General features: G+C 36.4%; 29 protein-coding genes and 1 pseudogene. 23 read left to right on the forward strand and 7 right to left on the reverse strand.

Going from position 1 to position 26,403, the window contains the following annotated elements:
• Positions 1-385: 385 nt before the first annotated feature.
• From AC1DUW_RS04825 to AC1DUW_RS04925, 21 genes are all read left to right on the forward strand, one after another.
• Complete coding sequence (locus AC1DUW_RS04825; RefSeq protein ID WP_477642090.1) at positions 386-1,204, forward strand: DUF2971 domain-containing protein; 819 nt, start codon at positions 386-388, stop codon at positions 1,202-1,204.
• 205 nt (positions 1,205-1,409) lie between these two features.
• Entirely contained in the window at positions 1,410-2,507 is a 1,098-nt protein-coding gene (locus AC1DUW_RS04830; RefSeq protein ID WP_477642116.1) for a phage portal protein, read from the forward strand.
• A complete protein-coding gene (locus AC1DUW_RS04835) occupies positions 2,497-3,222 on the forward strand; it encodes a head maturation protease, ClpP-related (RefSeq protein ID WP_477642091.1) in 726 nt (241 codons plus the stop codon). The genes AC1DUW_RS04830 and AC1DUW_RS04835 overlap by 11 nt, the downstream gene beginning before the upstream one ends.
• A gap of 12 nt (positions 3,223-3,234) precedes the next feature.
• Entirely contained in the window at positions 3,235-4,380 is a 1,146-nt protein-coding gene (locus AC1DUW_RS04840) for a phage major capsid protein (RefSeq protein ID WP_477642092.1), read from the forward strand.
• A gap of 44 nt (positions 4,381-4,424) precedes the next feature.
• The gene (locus tag AC1DUW_RS04845; protein ID WP_477642117.1) at positions 4,425-4,676 is read left to right on the forward strand and encodes a phage gp6-like head-tail connector protein; all 252 of its coding nucleotides are present in this window, start codon (positions 4,425-4,427) and stop codon (positions 4,674-4,676) included.
• Positions 4,663-5,031 carry a phage head-tail adapter protein gene (locus tag AC1DUW_RS04850; RefSeq protein WP_477642093.1) on the forward strand — a complete coding sequence of 123 codons (369 nt, stop codon included), beginning with the start codon at positions 4,663-4,665 and terminating at the stop codon, positions 5,029-5,031. Before AC1DUW_RS04845 ends, AC1DUW_RS04850 begins: the two co-directional genes overlap by 14 nt.
• Complete coding sequence (locus tag AC1DUW_RS04855; RefSeq protein ID WP_477642094.1) at positions 5,028-5,420, forward strand: hypothetical protein; 393 nt, start codon at positions 5,028-5,030, stop codon at positions 5,418-5,420. The genes AC1DUW_RS04850 and AC1DUW_RS04855 overlap by 4 nt, the downstream gene beginning before the upstream one ends.
• On the forward strand, positions 5,420-5,806 hold the full coding sequence (locus tag AC1DUW_RS04860; RefSeq protein WP_477642095.1) for a gp17 family tail completion protein: 387 nt from the start codon (positions 5,420-5,422) through the stop codon (positions 5,804-5,806). The genes AC1DUW_RS04855 and AC1DUW_RS04860 overlap by 1 nt, the downstream gene beginning before the upstream one ends.
• A 38-nt stretch (positions 5,807-5,844) precedes the next feature.
• Positions 5,845-6,474 carry a major tail protein gene (locus AC1DUW_RS04865; RefSeq protein ID WP_477642096.1) on the forward strand — a complete coding sequence of 210 codons (630 nt, stop codon included), beginning with the start codon at positions 5,845-5,847 and terminating at the stop codon, positions 6,472-6,474.
• On the forward strand, positions 6,474-6,968 hold the full coding sequence (locus tag AC1DUW_RS04870; protein WP_477642097.1) for a head fiber protein: 495 nt from the start codon (positions 6,474-6,476) through the stop codon (positions 6,966-6,968). The genes AC1DUW_RS04865 and AC1DUW_RS04870 overlap by 1 nt, the downstream gene beginning before the upstream one ends.
• 229 nt (positions 6,969-7,197) lie before the next feature.
• Complete coding sequence (locus AC1DUW_RS04875; RefSeq protein WP_477642098.1) at positions 7,198-7,461, forward strand: hypothetical protein; 264 nt, start codon at positions 7,198-7,200, stop codon at positions 7,459-7,461.
• 309 nt (positions 7,462-7,770) lie between these two features.
• Positions 7,771-8,133 carry a phage tail assembly chaperone G gene (gene gpG, locus AC1DUW_RS04880; RefSeq protein ID WP_477642099.1) on the forward strand — a complete coding sequence of 121 codons (363 nt, stop codon included), beginning with the start codon at positions 7,771-7,773 and terminating at the stop codon, positions 8,131-8,133.
• A 38-nt stretch (positions 8,134-8,171) separates the two neighbouring features.
• Positions 8,172-8,318 carry a phage tail assembly chaperone GT gene (gene gpGT, locus AC1DUW_RS04885; protein WP_402877955.1) on the forward strand — a complete coding sequence of 49 codons (147 nt, stop codon included), beginning with the start codon at positions 8,172-8,174 and terminating at the stop codon, positions 8,316-8,318.
• A 37-nt stretch (positions 8,319-8,355) separates the two neighbouring features.
• Entirely contained in the window at positions 8,356-12,396 is a 4,041-nt protein-coding gene (locus AC1DUW_RS04890) for a phage tail tape measure protein (protein WP_477642100.1), read from the forward strand.
• Positions 12,393-13,109 carry a distal tail protein Dit gene (locus tag AC1DUW_RS04895; protein WP_477642101.1) on the forward strand — a complete coding sequence of 239 codons (717 nt, stop codon included), beginning with the start codon at positions 12,393-12,395 and terminating at the stop codon, positions 13,107-13,109. The genes AC1DUW_RS04890 and AC1DUW_RS04895 overlap by 4 nt, the downstream gene beginning before the upstream one ends.
• 12 nt (positions 13,110-13,121) lie before the next feature.
• The gene (locus tag AC1DUW_RS04900) at positions 13,122-17,171 is read left to right on the forward strand and encodes a phage tail protein (RefSeq protein WP_477642102.1); all 4,050 of its coding nucleotides are present in this window, start codon (positions 13,122-13,124) and stop codon (positions 17,169-17,171) included.
• Positions 17,172-17,184: 13 nt separating this feature from the next.
• Positions 17,185-17,613, forward strand: coding sequence for a DUF1617 family protein (locus tag AC1DUW_RS04905; protein WP_477642104.1), 429 nt, complete (start codon positions 17,185-17,187; stop codon positions 17,611-17,613).
• Positions 17,613-17,825, forward strand: a complete 213-nt coding sequence (locus AC1DUW_RS04910; RefSeq protein WP_477642105.1) for a hypothetical protein — start codon at positions 17,613-17,615, stop codon at positions 17,823-17,825. Before AC1DUW_RS04905 ends, AC1DUW_RS04910 begins: the two co-directional genes overlap by 1 nt.
• A 55-nt stretch (positions 17,826-17,880) precedes the next feature.
• On the forward strand, positions 17,881-18,165 hold the full coding sequence (locus AC1DUW_RS04915) for a hypothetical protein (RefSeq protein ID WP_477642106.1): 285 nt from the start codon (positions 17,881-17,883) through the stop codon (positions 18,163-18,165).
• 1 nt (position 18,166) lies between these two features.
• On the forward strand, positions 18,167-18,412 hold the full coding sequence (locus AC1DUW_RS04920; RefSeq protein ID WP_477642107.1) for a phage holin: 246 nt from the start codon (positions 18,167-18,169) through the stop codon (positions 18,410-18,412).
• 50 nt (positions 18,413-18,462) lie between these two features.
• On the forward strand, positions 18,463-19,611 hold the full coding sequence (locus AC1DUW_RS04925; protein ID WP_477642108.1) for a peptidoglycan-binding protein: 1,149 nt from the start codon (positions 18,463-18,465) through the stop codon (positions 19,609-19,611).
• A gap of 113 nt (positions 19,612-19,724) precedes the next feature.
• On the opposite strand, the gene spoIIP is transcribed toward AC1DUW_RS04925, so the two are convergent.
• Positions 19,725-20,657, reverse strand: coding sequence for a stage II sporulation protein P (gene spoIIP / locus AC1DUW_RS04930; protein WP_477642109.1), 933 nt, complete (start codon positions 20,655-20,657; stop codon positions 19,725-19,727).
• Positions 20,647-21,186: an RNA polymerase sigma factor gene (locus AC1DUW_RS04935; protein ID WP_402877974.1), complete on the reverse strand. Its 540-nt coding sequence runs from the start codon at positions 21,184-21,186 to the stop codon at positions 20,647-20,649. The genes spoIIP and AC1DUW_RS04935 overlap by 11 nt, the downstream gene beginning before the upstream one ends.
• A gap of 313 nt (positions 21,187-21,499) precedes the next feature.
• Between AC1DUW_RS04935 and AC1DUW_RS04940 the strand changes: the two genes are divergently transcribed.
• A complete protein-coding gene (locus AC1DUW_RS04940) occupies positions 21,500-21,844 on the forward strand; it encodes a YolD-like family protein (RefSeq protein ID WP_477642110.1) in 345 nt (114 codons plus the stop codon).
• A 37-nt stretch (positions 21,845-21,881) separates the two neighbouring features.
• On the opposite strand, the gene AC1DUW_RS04945 is transcribed toward AC1DUW_RS04940, so the two are convergent.
• The 5 genes from AC1DUW_RS04945 to AC1DUW_RS04965 all read right to left on the reverse strand — a co-directional run bounded on the left by AC1DUW_RS04945 (position 21,882) and on the right by AC1DUW_RS04965 (position 25,754).
• Complete coding sequence (locus tag AC1DUW_RS04945; protein ID WP_477642111.1) at positions 21,882-22,283, reverse strand: hypothetical protein; 402 nt, start codon at positions 22,281-22,283, stop codon at positions 21,882-21,884.
• Complete coding sequence (locus AC1DUW_RS04950) at positions 22,262-22,651, reverse strand: HEPN domain-containing protein (RefSeq protein ID WP_477642112.1); 390 nt, start codon at positions 22,649-22,651, stop codon at positions 22,262-22,264. Before AC1DUW_RS04950 ends, AC1DUW_RS04945 begins: the two co-directional genes overlap by 22 nt.
• 64 nt (positions 22,652-22,715) lie before the next feature.
• On the reverse strand, positions 22,716-22,982 hold the full coding sequence (locus AC1DUW_RS04955; protein ID WP_477642113.1) for a hypothetical protein: 267 nt from the start codon (positions 22,980-22,982) through the stop codon (positions 22,716-22,718).
• A 265-nt stretch (positions 22,983-23,247) separates the two neighbouring features.
• Positions 23,248-24,681 carry a hypothetical protein gene (locus tag AC1DUW_RS04960; protein WP_477642114.1) on the reverse strand — a complete coding sequence of 478 codons (1,434 nt, stop codon included), beginning with the start codon at positions 24,679-24,681 and terminating at the stop codon, positions 23,248-23,250.
• A gap of 227 nt (positions 24,682-24,908) precedes the next feature.
• Complete coding sequence (locus AC1DUW_RS04965; RefSeq protein ID WP_477642115.1) at positions 24,909-25,754, reverse strand: helix-turn-helix domain-containing protein; 846 nt, start codon at positions 25,752-25,754, stop codon at positions 24,909-24,911.
• A gap of 59 nt (positions 25,755-25,813) precedes the next feature.
• Here AC1DUW_RS04965 and AC1DUW_RS04970 point away from each other — a divergent pair.
• Positions 25,814-26,403: pseudogene (locus AC1DUW_RS04970) on the forward strand (ATPase, T2SS/T4P/T4SS family); the annotation flags it as partial.

Raw genomic sequence — 26,403 nt, forward strand, 5'->3', positions numbered from 1 at the left:
GTTTATAATTAAATAGTTCTATAAGGGGATTTAGTACTCCTTCATATAATAGGTAAAAGGTCTTTTGAAGAAACTATTGATAAAATGGTTAAGATGGTAAACTGTAACAAAAGATGCTTTTGGAGTTGAATAGTGTTATTTGTCGGAATAGTGACTTTAATTGTTTTATTTTAGCTATAAACAGCATAGAGAAAGCTTTAAAATCTATTGAAAAACTAATAGAATGGTTTAGAAATTTTAAAAGGAATACGTAATAAACAATAATATAGAAAATCCTTTGTGACATAACAGATCATTACAAAGAAAAGGACTAATTATATTGCGGAGCCACTGTGAAATTAGAAAAAGAACTAATTTCGTAATTGAATCATAGGAGCGAATTTCAGTGAATAAATGGATGAATGAATTTATGACTTTGTATAGTAGTAGTGATAGAGGAGAGGAGGCTTATAGATTTAAACATTTTCATATACCTCAAAAATTATATAAGTATCAATCCCTTTCGGAAAGGAACATTGATTCATTAAAGAATAATAAACTATGGTTTTCCAATCCAAAAAATTTAAATGACCCATTTGATTGTACGGCTTTATATTATGATGAAGAAGTTTTATTAAACCAATTGACAAATAAAAATTTATTCAAAATTGAAAATAGTAATGATATCAATTTATCCCTTAGATCTTTACAGAAAATGACTAAAATCACGTGTTTTACTGAAAATCCTTTTAATATGCCAATGTGGGCACATTACGGTGATAATCATAAAGGTATTTGTGTTGAATATGACCTGACTCAACTCCCTTTTAAAAGTGAATTGTCAAGAGGTCTATACCCAGTAGCATATGAAGATAAAAGATATGACGGCACAAAAACACTAAAGAAGATTTTTGAAGGTGAAGATGATTTAGAATCAGTATTAATGTTATTTTACTCAATGCTCTTAAAACATAAAAGTTGGAGTTATGAAAAAGAATGGAGAATAATTTTACTGGGTGACGATGGAAAAGGAGGGTTAGAAGATTTTCCGATTAAACCAACAAGAATTTATTTTGGATTAAATACAAATCGAACTCAGGTTAAAAATGTAAGGTCATTACTTGACGAAGATATAAAGATTACAAGACTGAGAATGCAAAATGATGAATATTTTAACCTTGAATCCTATGAATGGAAACAAAAAGGAAAAAAATCTTTGTACTAAAAGATTGTTTCTTCTGATACATATAAGTTTTATGGAACTAACGGGTGCGTTAGCTCCATAGGATGTACTAAAGAAGACCACAAAAAGTGGTCTCTTTTATTTGTTCAAAGATCCAACATTAATTTTTAACATAGCCTTAAAAAAAGTAGGTGAGAAATTGGGATTTCTGGATTTAGTGAAAAGCAGAAATAAAGAACTTGAATTCATGTTTGATTTTGATTTAATTCAAGATACTTCCAAGAAAATTCACATGAAGCAATTGGCCATCCAAACATGTATTAATATGATCGGCCGCACCATCAGCCAATCGGAATTTTATGTGAAGAAGGACAAAAAGATTGTGAAGGATGAAATGTATTATCGGTTAAATGTCAGGCCCAATCCAAACATGTCGGCAAGCCAATTTTGGCAGACTGTTGTTCACAAGCTGATATATGACAACGAGTGTTTAATCATCCAGTCGGATACCGAAGATTTATTGATTGCTGACTCCTTTACACGAATCGAATATGCCCTGGTCAATGATTCATTCAAAGATGTAACCATTAAGGACTATACATTTTCGAGAACATTTCAAATGAGTGATGTTATTTATTTGGAATATAGCAATAAAAAACTCTCGGATTTGTTTGACGGTTTATATTCCGATTATGGAGAACTATTTGGTAGGATCATAGAATTTCAGAAACGTAAGAATCAAATTCGCGGTTTGGTAGATATAGAGGCTGTCAGTGATAAATCAGAAAAGACACAGGAAAAACTACAGAATTATATCAACAAAATTTATACGGCTTTCACAGACAAATCTGTAGCCATCGTACCTCAACAAAAAGGATTTAAATTAGAGGAATTGAAGAACACTAGCCAGCTTCAAAGTGTGGATGAAGTCGCCAAGGTAATTGATGGTTTTTTAGATCAGGTTGCCAAAGCCTTAGGTATTCCGGTTTCGTTACTTCACGGTGACATGGCAGATGTAGAAAAGCCTACTCGCAATTACATGACTTTTTGCATTGATCCTTTCTTGAAAAAAATCAAAGATGAATTGAATGCCAAGATGATCGATAAAAAGGAATACTTGGCAGGGAAGAAGATGGAAACTAAACGGGTTTCTTACAGTAATGTTTTTGATGTAGCTGCCGCCGTTGATAAGTTGAGAGCTTCAGGGGCATTTAACGGTAATGAATTACGTGAAGCATTAGGTGAGGAAAGGGTGGACGATCCTATGATGGATAAATACTTCATCACCAAAAACTATCAAGAAAGTTCAGAAGCACTTAAAGGAGGTGAGAAAAATGAAGCATAAAATAAAGGGTGATATTATCAATTGGAATTCGAGTATTTTGGATTTTAACTATCAAATGAAGTCTATAAAAGAAGATGAGGATATTGATTTATCCGTTAATTCTTATGGTGGCGATGCCTTTTTAGGAATTGATATTTGTAATACTCTTAAAGATCATAAAGGACTTGTTACTGTGACGATAACAGGCATGGCGGCAAGTGCTGCATCCGTTATTTGTATGGGTGCTGATAAAATACGAGCGCATGCAAATACCATGCTGATGGTCCACAATGCTCAAACATTTGTAGCTGGGGACGCTAAAAAACTTCGAAAGGCTGCTGATGATGTTGAAAAGGTAAGCCAAGCTGTACTGAAATCATATACAAATCGGGTAGATGCGGATACGATGAAAAAATTACTCAATGATGAAACATATCTTACTGCGGAAGAAGCATTAAAATATGGGCTAATTGATGAAATCATCGATGCTGAACCAGAAGAAGTCGAGTCTGAAATCTTTGAGAACAAAGCAAAAGCATTTAACAATAAAATTACGGCTGCTGTTGCACCAAAGCAACCTATCTCTGCATCAGCATCAGACATCGACGAAAACACATTAAAACAAATGTTTGCTGAATTTAAAAATGAAATTAAGAATGAATTAAAACCCAAAGAGATTGTATCTGATCCTGTTGTACCTAAACAGAATTTGAGCAGTCTCTTTTTACATTTATAGGAGGTATGGAAAATGACAATTAAATTTAATAATTTTGCAGAGAAAAAACTAGCATTTGCTAAAGCAACACAGGAAGGTAGTGCTGAAGAACAGTCTGCTGCGTTAAATAATATGCTGGAAGCGTTGGCTCAGGACGTACAGGGCGATATTATGAATCAAGTTAATACATCAATGCTTGACCGTTCCATCATGCAAGCCAGGGGCGCTAATGTCCTTACGAGTGAAGAGACAAAGTTTTTCAATGTCGTGATTGAAAAGGGTGGGTTTAAAGATACAGAAACACTGCCTAAAACAACACAAGAACGGATTTTTGATGATTTAGTTGAAGGGCATCCGTTACTGCAGCAACTAGGTATTCAAAATCTTGGTGCAGTTACAGAATTCATTTATGGAGATCCGGAAGGTGCTGCAGTATGGGGCCCATTATTCGGAGACATCCAAGGGCAACTAAATGCAACGTTTAGAAAAGAGTCTATCAGCCAACTTAAATTAACTGCTTTTATTCCTCTATCAAACGACATGCTAAAACTTGGACCTGTGTGGGTGGAGCGCTATGTTCGGACCATGATTTCGGAAGCAATGTCCGTTGGTCTTGAGCGTGGATATGTTGCAGGGACAGGGAAAGATATGCCGATTGGATTGTTAAAAGATTTGAAGGGATCTGTTGTGGACGGAAAATATCCTGACAAGGCATCTGCCGGTATCCTTACATTTGAACCAGGTAGGGCGACAATCAATGAGTTAAAAGGTGTTGTCGAAAAATTATCTATTCGTCCAGTTGGAAAGGATGAAGAAGAAAAGGTCCGCAATGTGGCTGGAAAAGTTGTAATGATTGTCAATCCCTTTGATAACTTTAGCATCCAAGCTAATGCGACCGTCCAAAATGCTGCAGGTATATACGTGACAAGCTTGCCATTTAATCCAACCATTACTGAATCCATGTTTGTACCAAAAGGAAAAATTGTATTCTTTATTCGTGGTGAGTATGTTGCAGCTGTCGGTGGAGCGATGGAAGTGAAGAAATTTGACCAAACACTGGCCATGGAAGACGCGACACTTTATATCGCGAAACAATACGCTACTGGTAAGCCAAAAGATAATTATGCAGTGCAAGTCTATGACTTAGATCTAGACTTGGAAGGCGGCCTTGAGGGGTGATTTAATTGATCACAATTGAACTATTAAAAGAATTTAAAGAGCGTATGCATATATCCCATTCGAGTGAGGACGACAATTTAAAACGATTGTTGTCCTTTTCTATTGCGGATTTACTAGACAAATGTGGACAATTCGATGTGGAAAGAGACGAGAGGGCAAAGGAGCTAGTCTTTGAACGTACTCGTTATGCCTATAATGATGCCCTTGAATACTTCAACGATAACTTTCTTAGTCAGATTAATAGTTTGGGATTATCGATCGCATTAAAAGAGGGTGAACCAGATGCAGCCGTTTAAATATAAACCGCCAAAAGTGAAGACGGGGGATTTACGTACTTTTATAACTTTTTATGAGTATGCACCCAATAATGGTCCCGAACCTGGGGAATCTGAAAAAAAGATTCTTTATGAAGGGTGGTCAAAAGTTGTTAACGTTTGGCTAAAGGATTTGGAGATTGCTAAGTCTAATGGAACTTTATCAGATATAACCATCACCATTAGAGACCCACATGCTGACTATATTCCGACTAATAAGCATTATCTTTCCATCGATGCTCCTGAATACCGAGACAAACGCTATAACATCAAGCATGCTCAACCCGATTTGCAAAATAAGGAGTTTATCACAATCGTAGCGAGGCTAACCGAATGAGTGTAAAGGTCAAAGGTGAAAAAGCACTGGTTGCAGAACTTGAAAGACGTATTGGAAAAATGAAGGCGCAGCAATTAAGTGATAAAGCCTTAAAACGTGGTGCCCAAGTATTTATAAAGGAACTAAAAAGTCAATTTGCATCCTTTAAAGATACCGGGGCATCCATTGAAGAAATGAAAATAACAGAGCCGATGTGGGTAGCTGGTGTTAGGACTGTTAAAGTTTATTGGCGTGGTCCGAAAGAACGTTATCGAATCATTCATTTAAATGAGTTTGGCACTGTACAAAACCCAAACCCAAAAGGGAAGGGTTCAATCGCAAGAGCAATGAGAAACGCTGAAAGGGCTTATCGAGAGGCTATTAAACAAGCAATAAGAGAGGGGATATAATGGATGTTCTAGGGATGATATATAATGCGTTGATTGCAGACCCATACATCAAGGAAAAAGCTTCTGGGAGAATCAAATATTATGAGTTTCCCGGAACTGGAGATGTTACAGCACCATATATCATCATAGATCCATTAGATGTCCCTCTTCCTAAAGATTTCGCTGATGATACATGGCTGACATATGATTGCCTATTTCAAATAGAAGTTTGGTCAAAGAATAGGGTGGCCACAAACGAATTATCCGGACGTATCCGCAACGTCATGTGGAACTTTGGTTTTTCCCAAGGAACGGGTGTGGGTGAATGGGATGAAGATACAGGTATTTTTCGAGATGCAAGAAGGTATCGAGGGAAATTGTATAGAGACGATCTAGACACTTTATAAGGTGTCTTTTTTTATTATTTAAAATAGGAGTGATTAATTTGGCAGAAGAGAAAAAAAGCTATAGAGCATCAACCGGTGTGAATGAATTTTATTATGCGGTTTTAACAGATGACGATGACCATTCATTTACGGCTGGTGAAATTACCCGGATTAAATTTCTACAAAATATTGAGGTAGAAATGCCGCAAGAAGCGATGAGGGCGTATGGGGATAATGGTACAGCTGAAATTGCTATTTCAGGTGGAAATGTAACAGTATCCACTCAATTTCACAAAGTACCAATTCAGGATAAGAATATTTTATTTGGTTTAGAAACAGTGGACAGACTTTCATCCATTGGCGGTGAGGATGTGCCACCTTATGTGGCAGCGGTATTTACCAAGACATTTGAGGACGGTTCTAAAGAGTGGGTGGGGCTTACAAAAGGAATGTTCATGCGTTCTAAAATTTCCGGTAAAACCAAAGAAGAAAACAAAGAATTTGATAATGAAGAAGTAACGGGAGAATTTATGGAGCGTTATGTTGAAGGGGCCACATCTGAAAAATCTGTTCTGTTTGGAGCTGACAAAAAAGGTGAAACAGACAGCCGGGATTCTCTATTCCAAAAGATATTTGGCAAGCCTTATCCAGGAACAAATGATGGGGAGCAAGGTGGCGTTGAAGGATAATGACAAACTTTAAAGCTGTTGTAGTTGAAGATATCCACGCTAATAGATTAGTAGTATTAGCAGTCAAAGAAAAGGAAAATGAAAATGAAAATGAAATTAATATTCGTTTAGCCCAAGAAGGCGAAATACCTGACTTTTTAGCAACAAGAGCGATCAAAGAAGGCGAAGCGGTCTATGTGACTATTAAGAATAGAGAAACGTGGAAGGTCGAAGCTGGAGAAGACATTCAAGCAGGTGTTTCTGTTGGTATTGGTGAAGATGGAAAAATCGTTGAAGCTCTTGGAGAAGATGCGCCAACTATCATCGGATATTCAATAAATGCGGCAAATGCAGGGGAAGTTGTTAACTATGTCCGTAATGTAAAAGGCGGAGGAGAAGGTGTTCCGGGTCTGCAAGGCTCAAAAGGCGACAAAGGCGACAAGGGTGCTGATGGATTCCCAACGGTAGAACAGTGGAACGAATTAGTAGTGAGAGTAGAGACACTAGAAGGTTAAAGAGCAGGAATATTCCTGCTCTATCTTTATTTAATTTAAGGCTCTTTTAAAGGATGTTGTTAATTTTCTTGTGAAACTAACGGGGCAGATTAGTTCATTAAATAGGATTTTAATAGAAAAATTTGGATCAAAACTCTTTTTAAATTTACGTTTATATCATAAAAAATCTTGCTCATAAAGAAGAGGTGAGAATTCACCTCGAGATATTACCTAATTTACCACGCTCTATTTGGATACATTTGGTGCCACTGTTGCCAAGAACCATGAGGATGGTGCTGATGCCACTGTTGCCAAGGTACGTAAGGATGTTGTTGTTGCCACTGTTGCCAAGAACCATGAGGATAGTGCTGATGCCACTGCTGCCAAGGTACGTAAGGATGTTGTTGATGCCATTGTTGCCAAGTACTGTGAGGATGATGCTGATGCCACTGTTCCCAAGGTACAAACGAGGTATGTGATTGATCAGGTCGCATTAAATTCACCTTCTTTTTGATTTATTCTTCATAGGATATGTACATTAGTTTTTAAAGAGCTTATCTCTACTAAATATAGGCTGTTTGCTGTTTTACTAATCAATTCTGCTGTAAATGACTCAGAAAACCATCACCTAAAGAGTATCCGAAATTAATGATTGAAGAAATTGAAAAATTGAGGGAGAGGTTAAAAACCTTCTTCAACTACCAGGTGCTTTTGTTCCATAAGATGCACTAAAGAAGATCACAATAAGTGGTCTCTTTTTATTTGATCAAAAACAACATTAATCTATCAATGACCTACTTAAAAAACGAAGGGATGTTTTAAAATGGCAAATTTAAAAAGAAACATGATCGAATTGGTAAAGGAAGTGAAGGAAGGTGAAATTGAAACGGTAAAGTATCTCACACCTGTATTCATTCCTTTTTCAGTAGTTTATGAAGCAATCGATATGACACAAGAAATTGATAAAAGCGAAGATGCTAAAAGTGCTACATCTGAAAAAGAATTGATTGATAAACTGTTAGATTTTGTAGCAAATAAGATTTATAACAAGCAATTCTCTAAAGAAGAATTATTCAATGGCCTACACGCCCCAGATGCTATCCAAACCTTACAAGAACAAATCATCTTTGTTGCACAAGGACGTCAAAATGATGAAACAAAAAAGTTTTTGGAGAAGAGAGGTTAACGGATGAGGACTTTTCTCCAGCCAAGCAAAAAGAATACTTGGACAAACTCATCCTTGATCTCATGAAAGATGGAAAAGACATCAATGAAATACTGAGTATGCCTTACCACTTTTTGATTGAAATTTTAAGAGATACAAATAAACCAAAGCAAGAGAAATCTTTAATCGCCGCATTCGGAGGTTAGGGATTTTTTTTATTGGTATGAGAAGGGTGGGTGATTGATGGAGAAGATAGAAGGACTTTCGATTGGACTTGACCTTGACTCCACAGCCCTCAACCGTGGTCTAACTGGGGTAAAAGATAAGTTAAAGACTGTAAACAGTGAAATGAAGGCGAACATGTCAGCTTTTGACCGTGGTGATCGGTCTATAGGAAAATATGAAACACGTTTATCTGGTTTGAATAGAAAATTGGAAGTGCAAAAAGAGGTCACGAAACAAGCCAAGGCTGAGTACGAAAAGATGGTCAGAGAGCATGGAGAAGGGTCGAAAGAAGCGGATAAAGCTGCCAAAAGCTATAACAATGAAGTGGCATCCCTAAATAACTTAGAACGCTATGTGGGACGAACACGTGAGGAACTAGAAAAGCTAAAAGAACAACAAAAGATAGCCGAATCTAGCTGGGGAAAGCTTGGCAAAAAACTTGACGAAACAGGCACTCGTTTAACCAAAGTCGGCAACAGTATGAAAAGTACTGGAAAGTCTTTATCTATGTATGTAACAGCCCCATTAGCTGGTTTAGGTGGTATGGCAGTTAAGGCCTCAATTGATTTTGAAAGTGCATTTGCTGGTGTCCGAAAAACAGTAGACGCTACCGAAGGCGAGTATAAAGTGTTAGAAAAACAGATAATCAGTATGTCCAAAACATTGCCTGTTTCTGCAAATGATATAGCAGCTGTTGCAGAATCTGCTGGACAATTAGGTATTAAAAAAAGTAAAATCATGGATTTCACCAAAACAGTCATTGATTTAGGGGAATCAACTAATATGACGAGAGAACAGGCTGCTACCGAATTTGCTAGATTCGCAAACATTGTAGCCATGCCTCAAAAGAATTTTGATCGATTAGGTAGCTCAGTAGTTGCATTGGGGAACAACATGGCGACTACTGAATCTGAAATTGTTGATATGTCCATGAGATTGGCTGCTCAAGGTAGTCAAGTCGGTATGACTGAATCTGATATTATGGCTCTTTCAGCAAGTATGTCTTCCCTAGGTATCGAGTCAGAAGCAGGCGGTACAGCGATGACAACTGTCCTTAAAAAGATAGATATGGCGGTTGGTACAGGTGGTAAATCCTTAGCAGAATTTGCGGAAGCAAGTGGTGTATCTGCAGAAGACTTTAAAAAGGCATGGGAAAGTGATCCTGTAAAGGCATTAGAAATGTTTATACAAGGGTTAAGTGAGTCTGGAAAAGAAGGGGAAAACCTAACTTCGATTCTAGATGATTTAGGTATTAAGGGAATCAGGGAATCTGATACTATTTTGCGATTGGCAGGAAATGCAGGACTATTAGGAGAGGCAGTAGGATTGTCCTCCGAAGCATGGGAGGAAAATACAGCATTATCCAATGAGGCAGAACAAAGATATGCAACAATGGCATCTAAATTGGGAACCGTAAAAAACAATATCTTTGCTTTAGCTAAAGACATCGGAGACATATTAAGCCCATATGTGATAAAAGCGGCAGACTTGTTTAATAGCTTGATAGATAAAATGTCGGGGATGTCGAAACATACTAAAATCGCAATGGTTGTTATCGCGGCATTAGCTGCAGCAATAGGTCCATTATTGGTTGCAGGAGGCTTTTTCATCAGCTTTTTGGGAAGTACAGCAACAGGACTCGGAAAACTCTTTCCGTCCATTGCAAAAGCTGGTGGGTTATTAAAATGGCTAAGGTTAGGGTTTACTGCTTTAACAGGTCCCATTGGGTTAACAATTGGTATTTTAGCGTTATTAGCTGCAGGTATTGTCATTGCTTATAAAAAGTTCGAGCCTTTTCGGAATGCTATAAATAAATTAAAAGATGTTTTTGTAAGTGCATTTAAAATAATCGCGGATTTCTTCAAAAGTAAAATAGCAGAAATGAAAGCCTTTTGGGATTCAAACGGGAAACAATTACTCCAAGCCTTCCAAAATATTTTTGATGGTATTATGTTTGTGATTAAACCTATGATGCCGATACTCAAAGCTATCTTTAAAGTAACATTTAAAGTCATTTTGGAAATTGTAAAATCAGTTTTCGGAAATATAAAAGGTGTAATAGACGGTGGACTAAAGGTCATTATAGGTTTAATACAAGTTTTTTCCGGATTGTTTACCGGTAATTTCTCGAAAATGTGGACAGGAATCAAAAATATCTTTTCAGGTTCCATTCAGTTTATTTGGAATTTCGTGCAGCTAATGTTCTGGGGTAAGATGCTTAAAGGTATTTTATCGTTAGGTAAATTAATGGTAAATGCATTCAAGGGCATGTGGGGCAGTATTAAAAATGTATTTTCTACAGTCATTAAGTGGATCGTGGATTTTGTGAAGAATCGATTTACTGCCATGAAAAATACAGTGATCACGATTACTACCACTATAAAAAAACTCATTTCGACCATTTGGAATGGTATTTTAAACTTTTTCAAATTAGTGATTAAATCTATTGTGGATTTAGTGAAAAGCCGTTTCACTACTTTGAAAAATACAATCAATACTATTTTTAGTGGGATCCGTAATCTTACTAAAACCATTTGGAACGCCATAAAGGATTCCATTTATACACCTATCAAAAACGCGGTCACAAATACCTTAAGTCGTTTTACAAATTTAAAATCACGCATATCAGACATATTCGGCACAATTAAAAAAAATATTAAAGGCTATGTTTCAGATATGGTTGATACTGTAAAGGGTATGCCACAAAGGATGTCGGATGGTCTAAAAAAGACAGGCGGTAAGATTAAAGAAGGTGTTATATCCGTATCCAATAAGATGGTATCTGGCTTAGGTAAAGGTGTCAATGGCGTTATTACAGGCGTTAACTGGGTAATGAGTAAGCTCGGAGTAGAAAAGAAATTAAGTGTATGGAAAGTTCCACAATATGCACAAGGTACAGACGGGCATCCTGGTGGATTGGCCGTTGTTGGGGATGGTAAGGGTTCTAACGCCGGTCAAGAATTAGTACAAACCCCTGATGGACAACAATATTTATCGCCGGCAAAATCTACACTAGTTAATTTACCTAAGGGCACTCATGTATTACCTGCAAGCCTGACGAAGCAATTAATCCCACATTATGCATGGGGTACAGACTTTGGTAAGAAAGTTAAGGATACTGCCGTAAATGTTTGGGAATATGCAAGTAACCCTAGCAAGCTATTGAATCTATCCATGAAAACATTGAGGGTTAACGCACCTAGTGAAGATGGCAATTTAGGTAAAATTGCAAAAGGTGGTTTCACAAAAGTAAAAAATAGCGCTATCGATTTTATAAAAGAAAAAATGAAAGGCATGTTTGACTTTGGTGGAAGCGGCAAAGTATCCGGTAACGTTAAAAAATGGATTAGTGAAGCTATTTCTAAAGCCAATGTTCCAGGGAATTGGGCAGCGCCATTAGCAACGATTGCGATGAAGGAATCAGGCGGCCGTACTGGTCCATCCACTATTAATAAATGGGATAGTAACTGGAAACGGGGCACTCCTTCCATGGGGCTTATGCAGACCATCAAACCGACTTTCGATGCTTATAAAATGAAAGGCTATAATGACATTATGAATCCGGTCCACAATGCCATTGCAGCCATTCGGTATATTAAATCTAGGTATGGAACACCTTTCAATACTCCAGGTATCAAATCCTTGGCGAACGGCGGACCGTACAAAGGATATGCTACTGGTGGTTTAATCCGCAATGAAGGCATGTATAATCTTGCTGAAGATGGATGGCCTGAATTCGTCATACCTACTAACCCAAGCAAACGGACAGATGCCATGAAGTTGTTGGCTTTGGCAGGGAAGACGGTTGATAAAGGGAACAAGCGCCCTGGACAATTGCCGAATGTAGAGGGCAGCAGTGAAGGAAATAATGTTCTACAGAAATTACTCGAGGCCACACTCGAACAAACAAAAGTGCTTTTACAATTGTTAAGCAAGGATACAGACATCCATTTGGATGGATCTTCAGTAGCCAAAGGTATTCATAGAGAAGTGGCTAAATATCAGACGCAAGATAAAAGAATAAGTAAAAGAACGATTAAAGGGAAGGTGAGAAGGTGAACAGTTTTACTTTCAATGGTATATCGAAGCCGTACCTCACAGCCCTGATAGGTAGCAACAGACAGCCATGGGCTCCAATCGAGTGGACTTATCAAGACGTTCCAAAACGAACTGGAGCTCTTCCTGTTAAAAAGAATACGAGAGTTAGACCATTACCTATTCCTGTTTTTTTAAAGTCTAATAGTATTGAGGATTTGCAAAAAGTAAAAGAGGATTTGGCAGAATGGTTAATCCATGACGAGCCAAAGCCTCTTATTTTTGATGACGAATCTGATCGGATTTATTATGCAGTCGTGGATGGAAGTTTTGAACCTGAAGAAATATTGAAGTGGGGTGAAGGAGTCATTCCTTTTATCTGCCCGGATCCATACAAATACGGAGAAGAAGAATCATTGCTCCTGGGTGATTATCCAATTCGTAATGAAGGCAACTTAAAAGCGAATCCGGTATTTTCAATTAAATTCATGGCTAACTCTACGAACTATACGGTTTCTGTGAACGAAAAGATAGTTAAGGTTATTTGGAACTTTAAACAAAATGATTTGTTAATTATCGATACAAGCAAGCGGAAAATCATCATCAATAATTTGGTGAAGATGACCTCGTTAGATTTAAGTAGTAAATGGCCTGAATTTAAAAAAGGTCAAAATTTCATCATAGCTGATAAAACTGTGGCTAACATAACAGTAACATTCAGACCGAGGTGGCTATAGGAGGTGTTTCGGTTGTCTGATTTATATATCTTTGATCCATACGACAATCTAGTTGCCATCCTTTCTAACGATGGAGAGGGAGCATGTCCGTTTTGGGATGCTCCTTTTAAGGAGGTACTCAATCAGGGTTCTACCTTTGAATTTACTGCGGTCGGGGATCATAAAGATTCTCAATATATAACAGCAGAAAATCAGGTGGCTTTCCGAGACAAGGACGGAGCTTTCCGTCTCTTTATTATTAAGGAGCCAGAAAGAGCAGATGGTGAAGATGGTCCGATTATAACAGCGGTCTGTGAAGCAGCTATGCTTGAGTTAAATGATGAGGTTATTGAAGATGTTCGGCCTTATAATGTCACTCTTAAAACGGCCATTACAAAAGCACTGGAAGGTGTGAGGTGGAAAGTCGGAGAGGTGGCAGAGTTAGGTTTAAATTCCACGAATTATTATTACATGACACCGACTGAAGCGATAACCGAATGTATTAATACGTGGGGTGGTGAACTTCGGGATCGTGTGGAAATTGAGGGGAATAGGATAACTGGTCGATTTATCGACATCTTGCGTAGAAGAGGGGAAGACATAGGTAAATGGTGGGAAATTGATAAAGACATCCTATCTATTACGGAAAGAGTTCAATCTTACCCTAAGACAGCTTTATACGGACGAGGCTCTTCTCTTGAGATAGAAGATGAAGAGGGAGAAGCTACCGGAGGATACACTAGAAAAATCTCTTTTGCCGATATTGAATGGAAAGTAAAGAATGGTGATCCTGTAGATAAACCAATAGGACAGAAGTGGGTTGGAGACCCTGCAGCACTTACGATATTCGGGAGAAAAAACGTTGACGGTACCCTAAGGCATCGAAGGGGAATATTTGAAAGTAGTGAACAAGAGGACCCTGCAGCTTTGTTACAAGAAACATGGGATGCTTTGCAAGAACAAAAATACCCTATTAGTAATTTCGAGATGAGCGTTTTTTTACTTGAAAACATTATAGGATACGAGCATGAAAAAGTGAGATTAGGCGACACCACTTTTGCTTTGGATTATTCTTTTGCAAAGCCAATTGAAGTTGAAGAACGAGTGATCAGTTTTGAGTATGATGTATCAGACCCGGACAATTCGGGTGTGGTCGAACTTGGGAATTTCATCGACTTGTATTCTGATGATGCCCGACTTGATCAGATTGAATCGGAGTTGAATGATAACAAAGGGGTTTGGAACAATGGTGGGAAAAGGCCAATTACGGATGACAGGATTGAAAATGTCACCCCTACTAAACCTCTAAATGTTATTGCATCTGGATTATTTCAAAATGTATTAGTCGAATGGGATTTTGTTAATACCATTTCTATTGCTAATTACGAGGTTTATGCTTCTCAGATACAAGGATTTACACCTGACATTTCTAATCTTGCATTCCGGGGTAAAACCAGTATTTACACCCACCAGGCAGCTAACAATCAGCAATGGTATTTTCGAGTGAGGGCTGTGAATACACATGGTGTTGCAGGTCCATTCTCTGAGGAAGCAATGGCTCAGACAGCAAGGATTATTTCTGATGATATTTTATTCGGCCCCGAGATAGCTGAAAAACTAAGGGATCTAAGTGAGACGGCTAAACTTCTCGCAGATGGGACAGTTGATTTCAATCTAATTGCTAATGACGTTAAAACACCTATTCAAAATGCGGTTAATCAAGCTAATCATGCAGTAGCGAATGCAAATACAGCGACTAGTCATTCACTGGATGCTATCGTTCAAGCCCAATTTTCTTTTGACGCTGCAACAGACGCAATCAGGAAGGCTGATGATGCAACAGGTCAAGTATCTGTGTTAAGTCAGACCATTAGTGGACTACAATCAACCGTATCAAATAAGGCTGAAACATCTACTGTCACACAATTAGCCGGTGTTGTTGATTCAAAAATAAGCAAGATTGATGCCGATGGTAAGTATGCAACACAATCTCAATTAACACAAACTTCTACTAGTTTACAAAGTACGATTACTCAGACTATTAACGATTTACAGATTGGTGGAGCAAATTTATTAATATGGACGGATTACACTAGTGTAAATATAAATGATATTTTAAGAGACTACCAATATAACGTTACACCAGATATCAGAATTGCAAATTGGTCATCCTTAGAAGGAACATTTATTTATGGGAAGAAAATTTTAGCGTTAGTTAGCAAGGTTGATGGAACGTCCAAAGAATACTACTTCAATATGAAAGGTGATACTAATCAAGGGTATATGGTCTTAGAGCCAAATAGTGAGTATACATTCTCTACGTGGTATTACCATGGTGGTGGAATCGAAAATATCGCTTTCGGTGTCTGGGCATACGATAACAATGGTTCAAACAGAGTATCATATAAATTTCAAATTGCGAGTGATACTTACTCTTCTATGTTTAAACGATTTACTTATACATTTAAAACTGACGATCGGATCAATTACCAAGTTAGGCTTTATGCAAGATACGACCAAACCAAACCAGTTGGAACTACTTCTAGTTTTCATTTATATCAACCTAAATTAGAGAAAGGGATAAAAGCAACGGATTACTCTCCTGCAACAACAGATATGGCAACACAATCGCAATTCAGTCAATTAGCTGACAATATTAATTTGAGAGTAAAAGAAAATGATGTCGTCAACCAAATTAATATATCAACAGAAGGTATATTGATAGACGGTAAGAAAGTTCATATCACAGGTCAAACAATCATTGATCATTCAGTAATTGGGACTGCAAACATCAAAGATGCAGCGATTACATTGGCACAAATTGCTAACTTAGCAGTGGGGACAGCAGCCATTGCAAATGCGGCTATTACCAATGCGAAAATCGCCCATCTGTCTGTCGGTACAGCGCAACTTCAAGATGCTGCTATTACAAATGCTAAGATAGCTAATGCAGCAATCGATAGTGCAAAGATTTCTTCTTTGTCGGCTGATAAAATTAAAGTGGGTACTCTGAATGGGATTAACATTACGGGTGTAACAATTAATGGTAGTACCATTATAAGTCAATCAGGCGGTACTAAAACTGAAATTTCGGGTGGGGAATTCCATACTTCGGGCTCGTTTACTAGGACATTCGGAAGCAACACTGCTGTTTATACTGCCTACATTGATTCATATGATGGAGCATTAAGAGCGAGGATCACTGAGAAGAGGGTCAATGGAGTAAAAAAAAACACTCAGGAAAGATGGCTCACATTTACAGACAAGACCATAACATCTCAGCGTGAAGTGCACTCGGGATCAGTGGATTACAAAAATGCAAGGTTCATTGACTTCTTCGCTGATGAGACTCTAAATGGCGATGTAGCCGGGCTGGGTATGCATATCTACTCTGGTCAAAACACCTTGATAGAAGCGTCTTACAATATGAATATCAAGACAGGATCAAGCCAATATCTGACTATTAATTCTGGTGGAGGGGCGGCAATTGAGTCCACTAATAATATTCTTTCATTACGACGCACATCTGCTTTCACACCTGACTCAGGTACAATATTGACTTTCCAAAGTTCTGATAAAAACTGGCAAGGCGCAGTGGGAATCTGGAATAGCGAGAGAAATATGCATCTTGTTACTTATTTTGGTGACTATATAATGCTGAGATCAAGAACTGAAGTCAGATCAATGGATGTTGATGGCAACAACTACAGATCAATGAGGGCAAGCGCATTTAATACTTCATCATCAAGAAAATTTAAAACGAACATCGAGGACTTAACCTTTGATCCTCTTGAACTTGTAAACCAACTAAAAGTCGTTGAATATGACCTAAAAGCAGATCTGTCTGAGGGGATATTCAATAATAGACAAGTAGGTTTTATAAGTGAGGACAGCCCAGAAATCTCGACAATTGATATGAGCGCAATCAATATTTATAAAGTAACAGCAATCAATACGGCAGCTATTCAAATGGTTTATTCAGAAGTGAAGGATCAAGCAGATCGTATCAATATGCTCGAAATCGAAAATCAATATTTAAAACAGAAAATAAAACAATTAGAAAATCGCCTTGACGCGGCTTAAGGAGGAAAATCACATGCAAGTAAAAATTCAATATTCTTATTTAGTAGATTCCATTAACTTTTTGTCGGCCATGACTTTAAAAGGGAAACAATCGATTCATCGTACTCGTTTTATTAAGCAGCTATCTGAAAAACTTAAACAGGTATCAGAAGAGGAGTTACAGCTTATTAAGGAATTTACAGGTAAAGATGATAATGGTGATCCAAACAAAAATGAAGATGGTAGCTTTGCAATTGATGATATTAATGAGTTCAAGAAGCAGCAACATGATTACTTGTCCGAGTATTATGTCATCGAAGGAGGCGATGCCCATGGAATGATAAAAACAGTGAAGGGGGTTATCGAGAATTACGATAAAGAGGTATCAGGTAAAGAGGCAGACGCGTTTGAGCACTTATTTACGGCTTTTGAAAACTCAAATGAAAAAGGAGAGGAAGAATAATGTTAGAAATTCAGATCACAGCAACTAATATCCGTTATGCCGATGGTGGAGTATCTGCCGTCAATGTGCAGTTCCAGAGTAAGGATTCGGAGGGGACCATCAATCTAAGTGGTTATATTCCCCTTAATTCTGAAGAGTATCAAGGGAATGAGGCCCTTTCATCATTAACGGAAGTTGTGAGGACAAAATTAATTAATCGATTGCAACCATAAGCCGAATAGGCTTTTTTATTATGAATAAATAAAAAATCGGCAAGGAGGTAAATCTTTGGAAATAGGAATCGGGGTTTTATGCACAGTTGCCGGTCTTATTATCGGTTTTTTTACGTTTAGTAGAAATAGAGATAAGGACGTAAAAAGTGATGCTACAGAATCGGCTATCATTAAAACAAAATTAGACAATATTGGTCAATCAGTTGATTCAATTAGGATTGATTTTAAAGCAAGTGATCAACGTTGGACTGCATTATCAGAAAGAGTTATACGAAATGAAGAAAGTGCGAAACAAGCACATAAACGCATTGATAAAATTGAAAATAAAGGAGAGATTTGAATTGGATAAAACAAAACAATATGTAGCAATGATCGGCGGTGCTCTAGGGGCACTGCTTTTATTTTTTCAATCACTCGGTTATCAGGTTGAATGGTTCAATGAAAATACGATAAATTCATTTATTAACTTTCTAACAGCGATTGTTCCCCTTGGTTTTGCTTTATACGGGGTGTATAAGAATCAATATTTAGTAACCAAGAGTGCACAGAAACAAGAAGAAGCATTGAAAAAACAAGGATTAAAATAAGCTGCCCATTGGGTGGCTTTTTATTTTAAATTAAAAGGAGACGATGAAAGATGAACTTTTCTAAACTACCCCAATTAGTCGATATGAGAGGGGAATTAAAATCAAAAGGCACGTATTCAAAACGTTCTAAAACAATCACTCACCGTGTATGGCATCATTCATTAACAAAGAAACATCTGGCAGGATCTGATGCAGCAAGTTTCGCGGACTACCATGTAAATACGTTGGGGTGGCCAGGGGTAGGATATACATTTATTATTGAGCCTAAGAATTTGATTAATACTCCAAATGGTAAAAGGGCTAGGATTGTATATGCACATGATATTGATCGCCGGACCTACCATGTAGGGAATAGCAATCAATTTGCACTAGGCATTTGTGTTGCTGGTGATTATCGCTCCGACACTATGGACGATGCAACAATAGCTTCAATCGCAGACCTTCATTCTGCACTTGTTAAAGATAACATTGGTAAAAATGATACATCTCACAGTGAGATGCCAGGCTATAGCTGGAAAGCTTGCTGTGTATATGATTATCGTAAACTTATTAAATGGCAGGGATCAACAACTCCCGTTACACCATCTCCAGCGCCTAACACATACACCATCCAAGAAGGAGATACCTTATGGAGCATAGCTCATAAGGATGGAGCTGGTGGCGTGCAAGTTGAAGATTTAATTAAAGCGAATCCTGGCATCGATCCATCCAAATTACAAATAGGTCAGAAAATCAATTTCGGAAATGCTAAAGACGTTATTGTTCAACCAGATATAAAAGAGGATCACGAAACTTCGAACAGTGGAGATGAAACAATCAGATCCATTCAAAAAACGTTAAATAGCCGTTATAAAGCTGGTCTTGTATTTGATGGATTTAACGGTCCCAAAACTAAAAAAGCACTTATCAAAGCGCTACAAACAGAACTTAATAAGCAATTCAAAACTGGTCTTGTTGTGGATGGAAAATGGGGATCAAAGACGAAGGCGGCTATCGTCACTGTCAAAAAAGGTGCAAAAGGCAATCTCACATGGGTCTTACAGGCTGCACTCTATCTGGAAGGATATAACCCTGGTTCACTTGATTCAATCTTTGGAAAAGATACTGAAACGGCATTATCAAAGTTTCAGAAAGATAAAAAGATAACTGCAGATAACAAGGCAGGTAAAGCAACTTTCACTAAATTGTTTGCAGCATAATCAATAGCCCTTACTCGTATTGAGTAGGGGCTCTTTTTAAATTCTATAAGACTTATAGTGAGTTGAAATGATAATAATTTTTGATTTATGAGGCAAGGTATGCTTAATTTTTATTAATCAATTTCAATTAGTATTTCATCTATAACTTCTGCTAATAATTCAACGCTCCTATTTTCTTCGTCAATTGTATTTTCTACCCCTCCAATTTGAAGGAGGAGTGAGTTCGCAAATAAGTCTTGATTATAAAATTTTTGTTTATAAGGATTTTTTGTTTGTGATACTTTCAGTAAGACTCCCCTAGAAAGTCCAGGATACTTCTTTTCTAATTTTTGATGAAAGAGATTTGCGATTTTTCGGTTTTCTTTAAAATTAGGACTGTTTTCCGAGACAACAAATGACACACTGGCTACATCTTTTCCATCTATTCTAATGGTTGTAGCATCTTTTAGTTGAGTATCTCTGTGAATATCTATAATTAATTTTAAATTCTTATTTTTATCAAGAACGGTTTGTACTTCTTTCCCTGAAATATCGTATATTTTTGAGTAATCTAAATCACGGTTACGAAGTATTTTGTCAAAATCCGTGGTGCTGTGCAATGCATTAATATTTTTTTTCTTTAATTCACTAGTTAGTTCTGCACCTACCATCGTAATATTTTTATTCTCATCGTATGCTTCATCTTTGTTTTTATTTTCAAGTAACGGCGTAAAGGATTCCGTGGTATGGGTGTGGTAAATAAATACAGAAGGATTTTTATTTGAAGCAGTTATGCTTTCCTCATTGTTTTTAGGAATGGCAGACATTACATTATGAAAAGACTTTAAAATGTACTGATTTCCTCCAAAAAGGAAAGTCCAAGCAGTTATTGCCACTGTAGCAATAACTACAGACCAATAATAAGAATGTTTCTTTATTTTACTTACTTTGCTTATACGGTTAGCTTTTTTTATTAATAGGTGTCTTGTATCATTCACAAATTCTGTTCTTGGATTTAAATCGGGAGAATGTTTAAGCTCTTCAAAAAATTCATTATCATTTTGCATTCTCGAAAACCTCCTCTATGGAAACATTAAGGTTCTTTCTTAACACTTTTAGGGCTCTATGGTAATCAACTTTGACTTTTGATTCATTACATTCCAATATTGTTGCGGTTTCCTTAATGGAAAATTCATTTATTCCCCTTAGAATGATAATGCTTCTATACATAGGTTTTAATGACTGTATAGCCTGTTGCAATATTTTTGTACGTTCATTATCTTGTAGTATTTCATCAGGAATTTTTCTATTTGAAACAAGTTGTTTAAAGAAGCTATCTTTAAATACAGAATAAAATCTTTTTTTTCTGTGGTGATCAATTGCTACATGTTTTGCTATGGAAAGAACCCACGTTTTTAATGTACATTGCTTGTTAAATTTAGATTGAGATATTAGTAACCGTATAAAAACATCTTGGGTTAAGTCTTCAGCATCGTTTTGGTTTCCAGTAAAACAGATTAAGAACTTATAAACATCTCGATAATACTTGTTATATATTATCTCGATACTCTCGTCTAAATTATCTTTATCAAGCAAAAATACCCCTCCTTTTTTTGTGTTCACCTATTAATCGAATAAGAATCCAAAAAGTTACAATATTTAAAAATAAAAAAAGATATTAATTAAAAATAATTTAGAATTAATTGTAAATAAGTGCATAGCGTTGAATTATTTCGGGGGAATAAATTTACTAGTAACAAACCATTCCATAACTTTAATGAACTAACCTGCTTATTTGCTCAAAAATCAATATTTCTCTAGCACTAACTTATTTGGGGAAAGAATTTTTTTCTGCCTTTTGTAAGAACGCTTGTTCGTATATAATGGATGTAAAGGAGGGATTTTTCTGATGGGGACAATTCGTGATAGAGGGCTCGTTAAATGGCAAGCAGCATTGATTATGCCAGAACATAAAGCTTTAAATAAAAAAATAGGTGAGGTTGATTATTTCTTAAATAAAAAACCTATCCTTGATGAATACCAGGTTGAAGAGTTTGAAAACAATATTCACTATGCGATGGAATATCATTTACCAATAAGTTTTACGTTGCATAACGAGGGAAATCCACAAGAATTGCACGGGTATTGTGTGTACATACATCCTGTCACGAAAGAGATACGTATTCAGAAGAAAGATAGTTCCTTTGAGTATATTCAGTTTGATGAGATTATTGATGTAGTCGTCGAGGATTAATATAAAAGCCCTCCTCTTAATTGAGAAGGGCTGCTTTTTATGATTGTAATCTATATATATATGCGTCTTCAATAAAGCTGTTATTTATTCTATTTCTTGAAAGTCTAATACCGGAGAGAGCATCTGGCTCTGTAACAATTACTACTGCAAGCAATTTAATGAGAGGGTGATTAGGACTAACTACAGAAATGTTGTCTAATGTTATTCCAATTTCACCTTGTGTATTTTCAAGTACTCTTAGTGCTTTTTTAACTAGATAATACGCCCTTTTAGGGCTAGTGAATTCTGCTATTTTAGATGCAATAATTAATCTCCAATTTTCTTCATCAGGATTATATAACCATAATGCCGAGTGAACATTGATATGTAGCCTATCTAATTGCTTTATAAGAATTCTTCCATCGTTAAAGTCTTTTTCTACCAATGTTGTTTTATCCATTGGAGAACCCCCTCATCTGGATCTGCTACTGCTTCAAAAATATCCTTGGCCTCTATATCGGTATGCGTTTTATACCGAGCCTGTTCAGACCAATCTTTAATAACAGCCCAGTTTACATCAAGCTCATCGGGGACATTAATTCCAACAACATTTAATAATGTAGATAAATTGTGAGAATAAATTTTGTTTACAATATTTTTATCTGGATAGTCAAACTGTTTGGTCATTTTTGCAACACAGGCTTTTAGAGCACATTCTATTACATAGCCAGATAAATAATAAGAACCATCATAACATTCATTTTCAAGTAAAACCTTTGCGTCACGAAGTCTTATTTCTGCAAGTTCCTGGAATTCTCCCCTATTCATTTCAATCTCCTGTCATATCTTATTATGTGAAGTTTTTAAATATAATATAACACTCTTGAACTTTTCAAAAAGGAAAATCATCTCTATTTAGAGGCTTTACCTTCTCAACTAACTCCGTAATATCAATATCTGCGTTATAAGTTACCTGGTCTATACGAAAATCCTCACTAGCGGCGAAGCTAATTTTAATTTGCTGAATCCATTCGTATGCCGCAATGGCAGCTATCCAGTCAGGGTCTTTCTTAAAGTCGGAATTCAAGACAGGGAAGCTACCACTCTGTAAAAAGTTAGTTTCCTTTGCGTGTAAGTAAACTTTGATATTAATGTTCATATTTCTTTTCCTATTTTCTGATGTGGATTTTTAAAAATAATAAATTTTTCTTTAAGAATATGGATTTGTTCGACTATTTTGGAAACTTTTAAATTTCAAGATACTCATCTGCAACAGATTTAAAATTATTTTAATCAAAATTATCCCAATTTATTTCTTCAAATGTATTTCTAGTTAGTCCGATTTCTTTTTAATCATAGAGTTTGCTGTTTTTATAAGAAAGGTTGATTATTTTTAGTGGTCTTTCTTCAACTAAATCCGCCCTTTAGATGTCCTTAAGCAACAAGTCTTCATCGATCTTCTTTGGATCCAAATATTTAGGATGATTAAGTAATACCTGAATAGCAGATCGTAACAACGTTATTGCTAATTCAATAGTCGGTATCGGTTCTCCTGATGGAATTTTAATTTCTCTTTTACTAGACACCTTAGAGCTACCGTGGACAACGGAAGACCTATAACCGTAAATGTGTTTTACAGCATTAAATACTTCTCTAGTTTCCATCTGAATATCTGGTGACAACTTTAATAAAGCAGCCATTCTAAGGGATAGTTTATGAGTTAATTCTCCTCGTTCGCCACCAGATAATAGTGCTTCCATAGCAATCGTTGCGTCAAGAATTGAATCTTCCTCATTTTCTCTCATATAGCATTGATGTAGACGTCTATTAGCCAAAAGTAATTTTTTATCTTTCGTTTCTACTAATATATTAAGTACATTCTTGACTTTTTGGACATCCTCTATTGTTAATGTAGGTAAAGTTGGTAATAACCAGTAATAATTATCAAAATTTGATGGATAAGATTTAATAGTAGTCCCGTGTAGTGGTACCAAATCAGACTCATAGCTTTTTGCCCAATTAATCGGTTTTGCTATTAATTGGGCATAGCCTGTATTAACATCCGTTGCTATTCTCATTGAATTAAAAAATAAATTTATCTTTGCTTGAGGATAAGATTCGGGTTTAGAAAGAGCATCCTCTATATTCCAATAATTATCGTTTTTAAGTTCTAATCCATTTAAAACTAATGCATGAGTAGCGCATTCTAAAATAGCATCGGGAATTGGTATAGGATAATACTGTCTGGTTATTCTTGACTTTTGAAAGTCATTATTCATTTTCACAATTGACATTGATTCATTTAATTCAAATTCTTGAAAATCAAACTTTGTAAATAAGATTGGAATGTAAACATCCAGTGGAAGTGTTTTTTTGTATATACAGTTCTCGATTCGTACGTAGTCTTCAATAAATTTATCCTTGCAAAATCCTTCTTTACTAAAATGTATGTTCCTAGCCATTAAATCAATTGCCATGTTTTTTATCCTATATTCCGGAATACTATTCTCATCTTCGCCTGCAGATATATATCCTTGAGGTTTAAAATACAAGTTGATCTGTTTATCTTGAAGTAGATACTCTTTATATTCTTGGTAACCTTGAATCTCATTAATATCTATATCTTGGCCATTTGCGTATTTTATAAAATATGACCCATAATTTATTGGCCTATCTTCACCAAATGAGGTTATGTTTACACTTGGCATGCCATTAGGCTTAGTAAATTGAATAGTTGGATAATTTATATGTCTGTACATATAATGCTCTTTAGAGATAAACTCATTTATTTTTTCTATTCCATTCTCTACTAATGTTGACATTAATTCATATAATGTCTTATTTTTAATTGCCTCCAAAGTTCTATCTCCCCTCAAATTCCCAACTCTATATTCTATATTTTTACAATACACCATTATGGTAATGGAAGACTAGATTTATATATATTGTTCAGGTATCCCCAGCCATTCTCCGTTCTAATCAAATTATTTTAGAGATTTACCTGATGAAACACCTATTTAGTCAGCAACATACTCCCAAACCGATTAAAGTAATTTTAAATGCCTTAAGAAGGGTGGTTAGATAATCATACTTCATTGCCCATGAAGTCCAAATCAAAATACAACTTGTCCATCAGTTTATTTACAACCCCATTGAAGTAAGCAAAGATCCCTTTATTCATTTTGATTCCAGCTTTAACTTTCATTACGAATTCTTTAAATGCTTTCACACCAATACTCAATTCTTGCTCTGTAGTAAAGGACCTGTCATTAGTCGAGTAGTCAATAACTCTATTACATTGCTTGACAACTTTCCAAAACTCTTGAATTGTTTTAGCTTCATGATAAAAAGAACTTGCTAGGTTAGCAAAGTTATTTGGAACCCAAGCAGCTACAAAGTTTGCTTTAGGCAAGTTATCAACAGATTTATCCACATGAGAAAGAGAAGGGGCGTTGTTACGTTCTTTATATCTTTTAATATTTTGTTTTAAGGAACTAGTAGTTGTTTTAATGGTAGGACACTTCTTGGACTCTTTCACAGGGGTCTTGTCGGACATTTCATCTTTCACAGGTTGAATAATGACGGCATTGGCAGTTTGCATCATATCCTTTTTTCTCTTCATAGGTATCTGACGGATCATGCCGAGGTCTTCAAGTTTTTTCATTAGACGTTGTACGGTTTTATAAGAAACTTCAAGCTTGTCGGCAATTGTATTCTTACACATATAGCTCACACCGATTTGCTTACAACTGTGCTGTTTTAATAGCTCCAGTAATGCAATAAGTCGTGATTGTACATCGACGCGCTTAATAGCCGCACGAATAAGGTCTCTATAAACTCGGACCATTTTATTTAACCCTTCAATGTCAGTGAAAGATGAAAGGTTGTTATATGCTACTTCATTTGCTATTACATCGATACGAGTTTTCATAATCCTTATCTCCTTTTTATAAGAGAGACAGGCTAAGACATCGTGAATAACTTAGTAATATTTATAGTACGTTACCAACTGGTAGCGGGAAAACCACCACATTATACTCCTTGCTTCATCATTCAAAAGAGATGATAAACCGAAACATCATTACCCTTGAAGATCCCATTGAAAATGTGTCAGAAAAAGTCCTACAAGTTCAAATTAATGAAAAGGCAGGTATTACGTACTCTGTTGGTCTAAAAGCTGTGCTTAGGCATGATCCTGACGTGATTATGGTCGGGGAAATCAGGGATTCTGAAACAGCAAAAATTGCAGTTCGCGCTGCATTAACGGGTCATTTAATCCTCACGACCATGCATACAAGGGATGCACAAGGAGCTATCTCTAGGTTGCTCGAATTTGGAATCAGCTTGCTTGAGATAGAACAGAGCTTGATTGGTGTGACGGCTCAGCGGCTAGTTGAACTAACATGTCTGCAATGTAAAGAGGTTTGTACATCTGCTTGCCAAATGATTGCTCGTAATAAAAGGGCAAGTGTGTATGAACTGCTATATGGAAAAAGCTTGGCAGAAGTATTGAAGATGACGAAAGAGGAAAAAGGGAAGGGGACGGTCTCCTACCGCCAATTAAAGGATGAGATAGGAAA

Source organism: Peribacillus sp. P4_C12, from assembly GCF_056402095.1.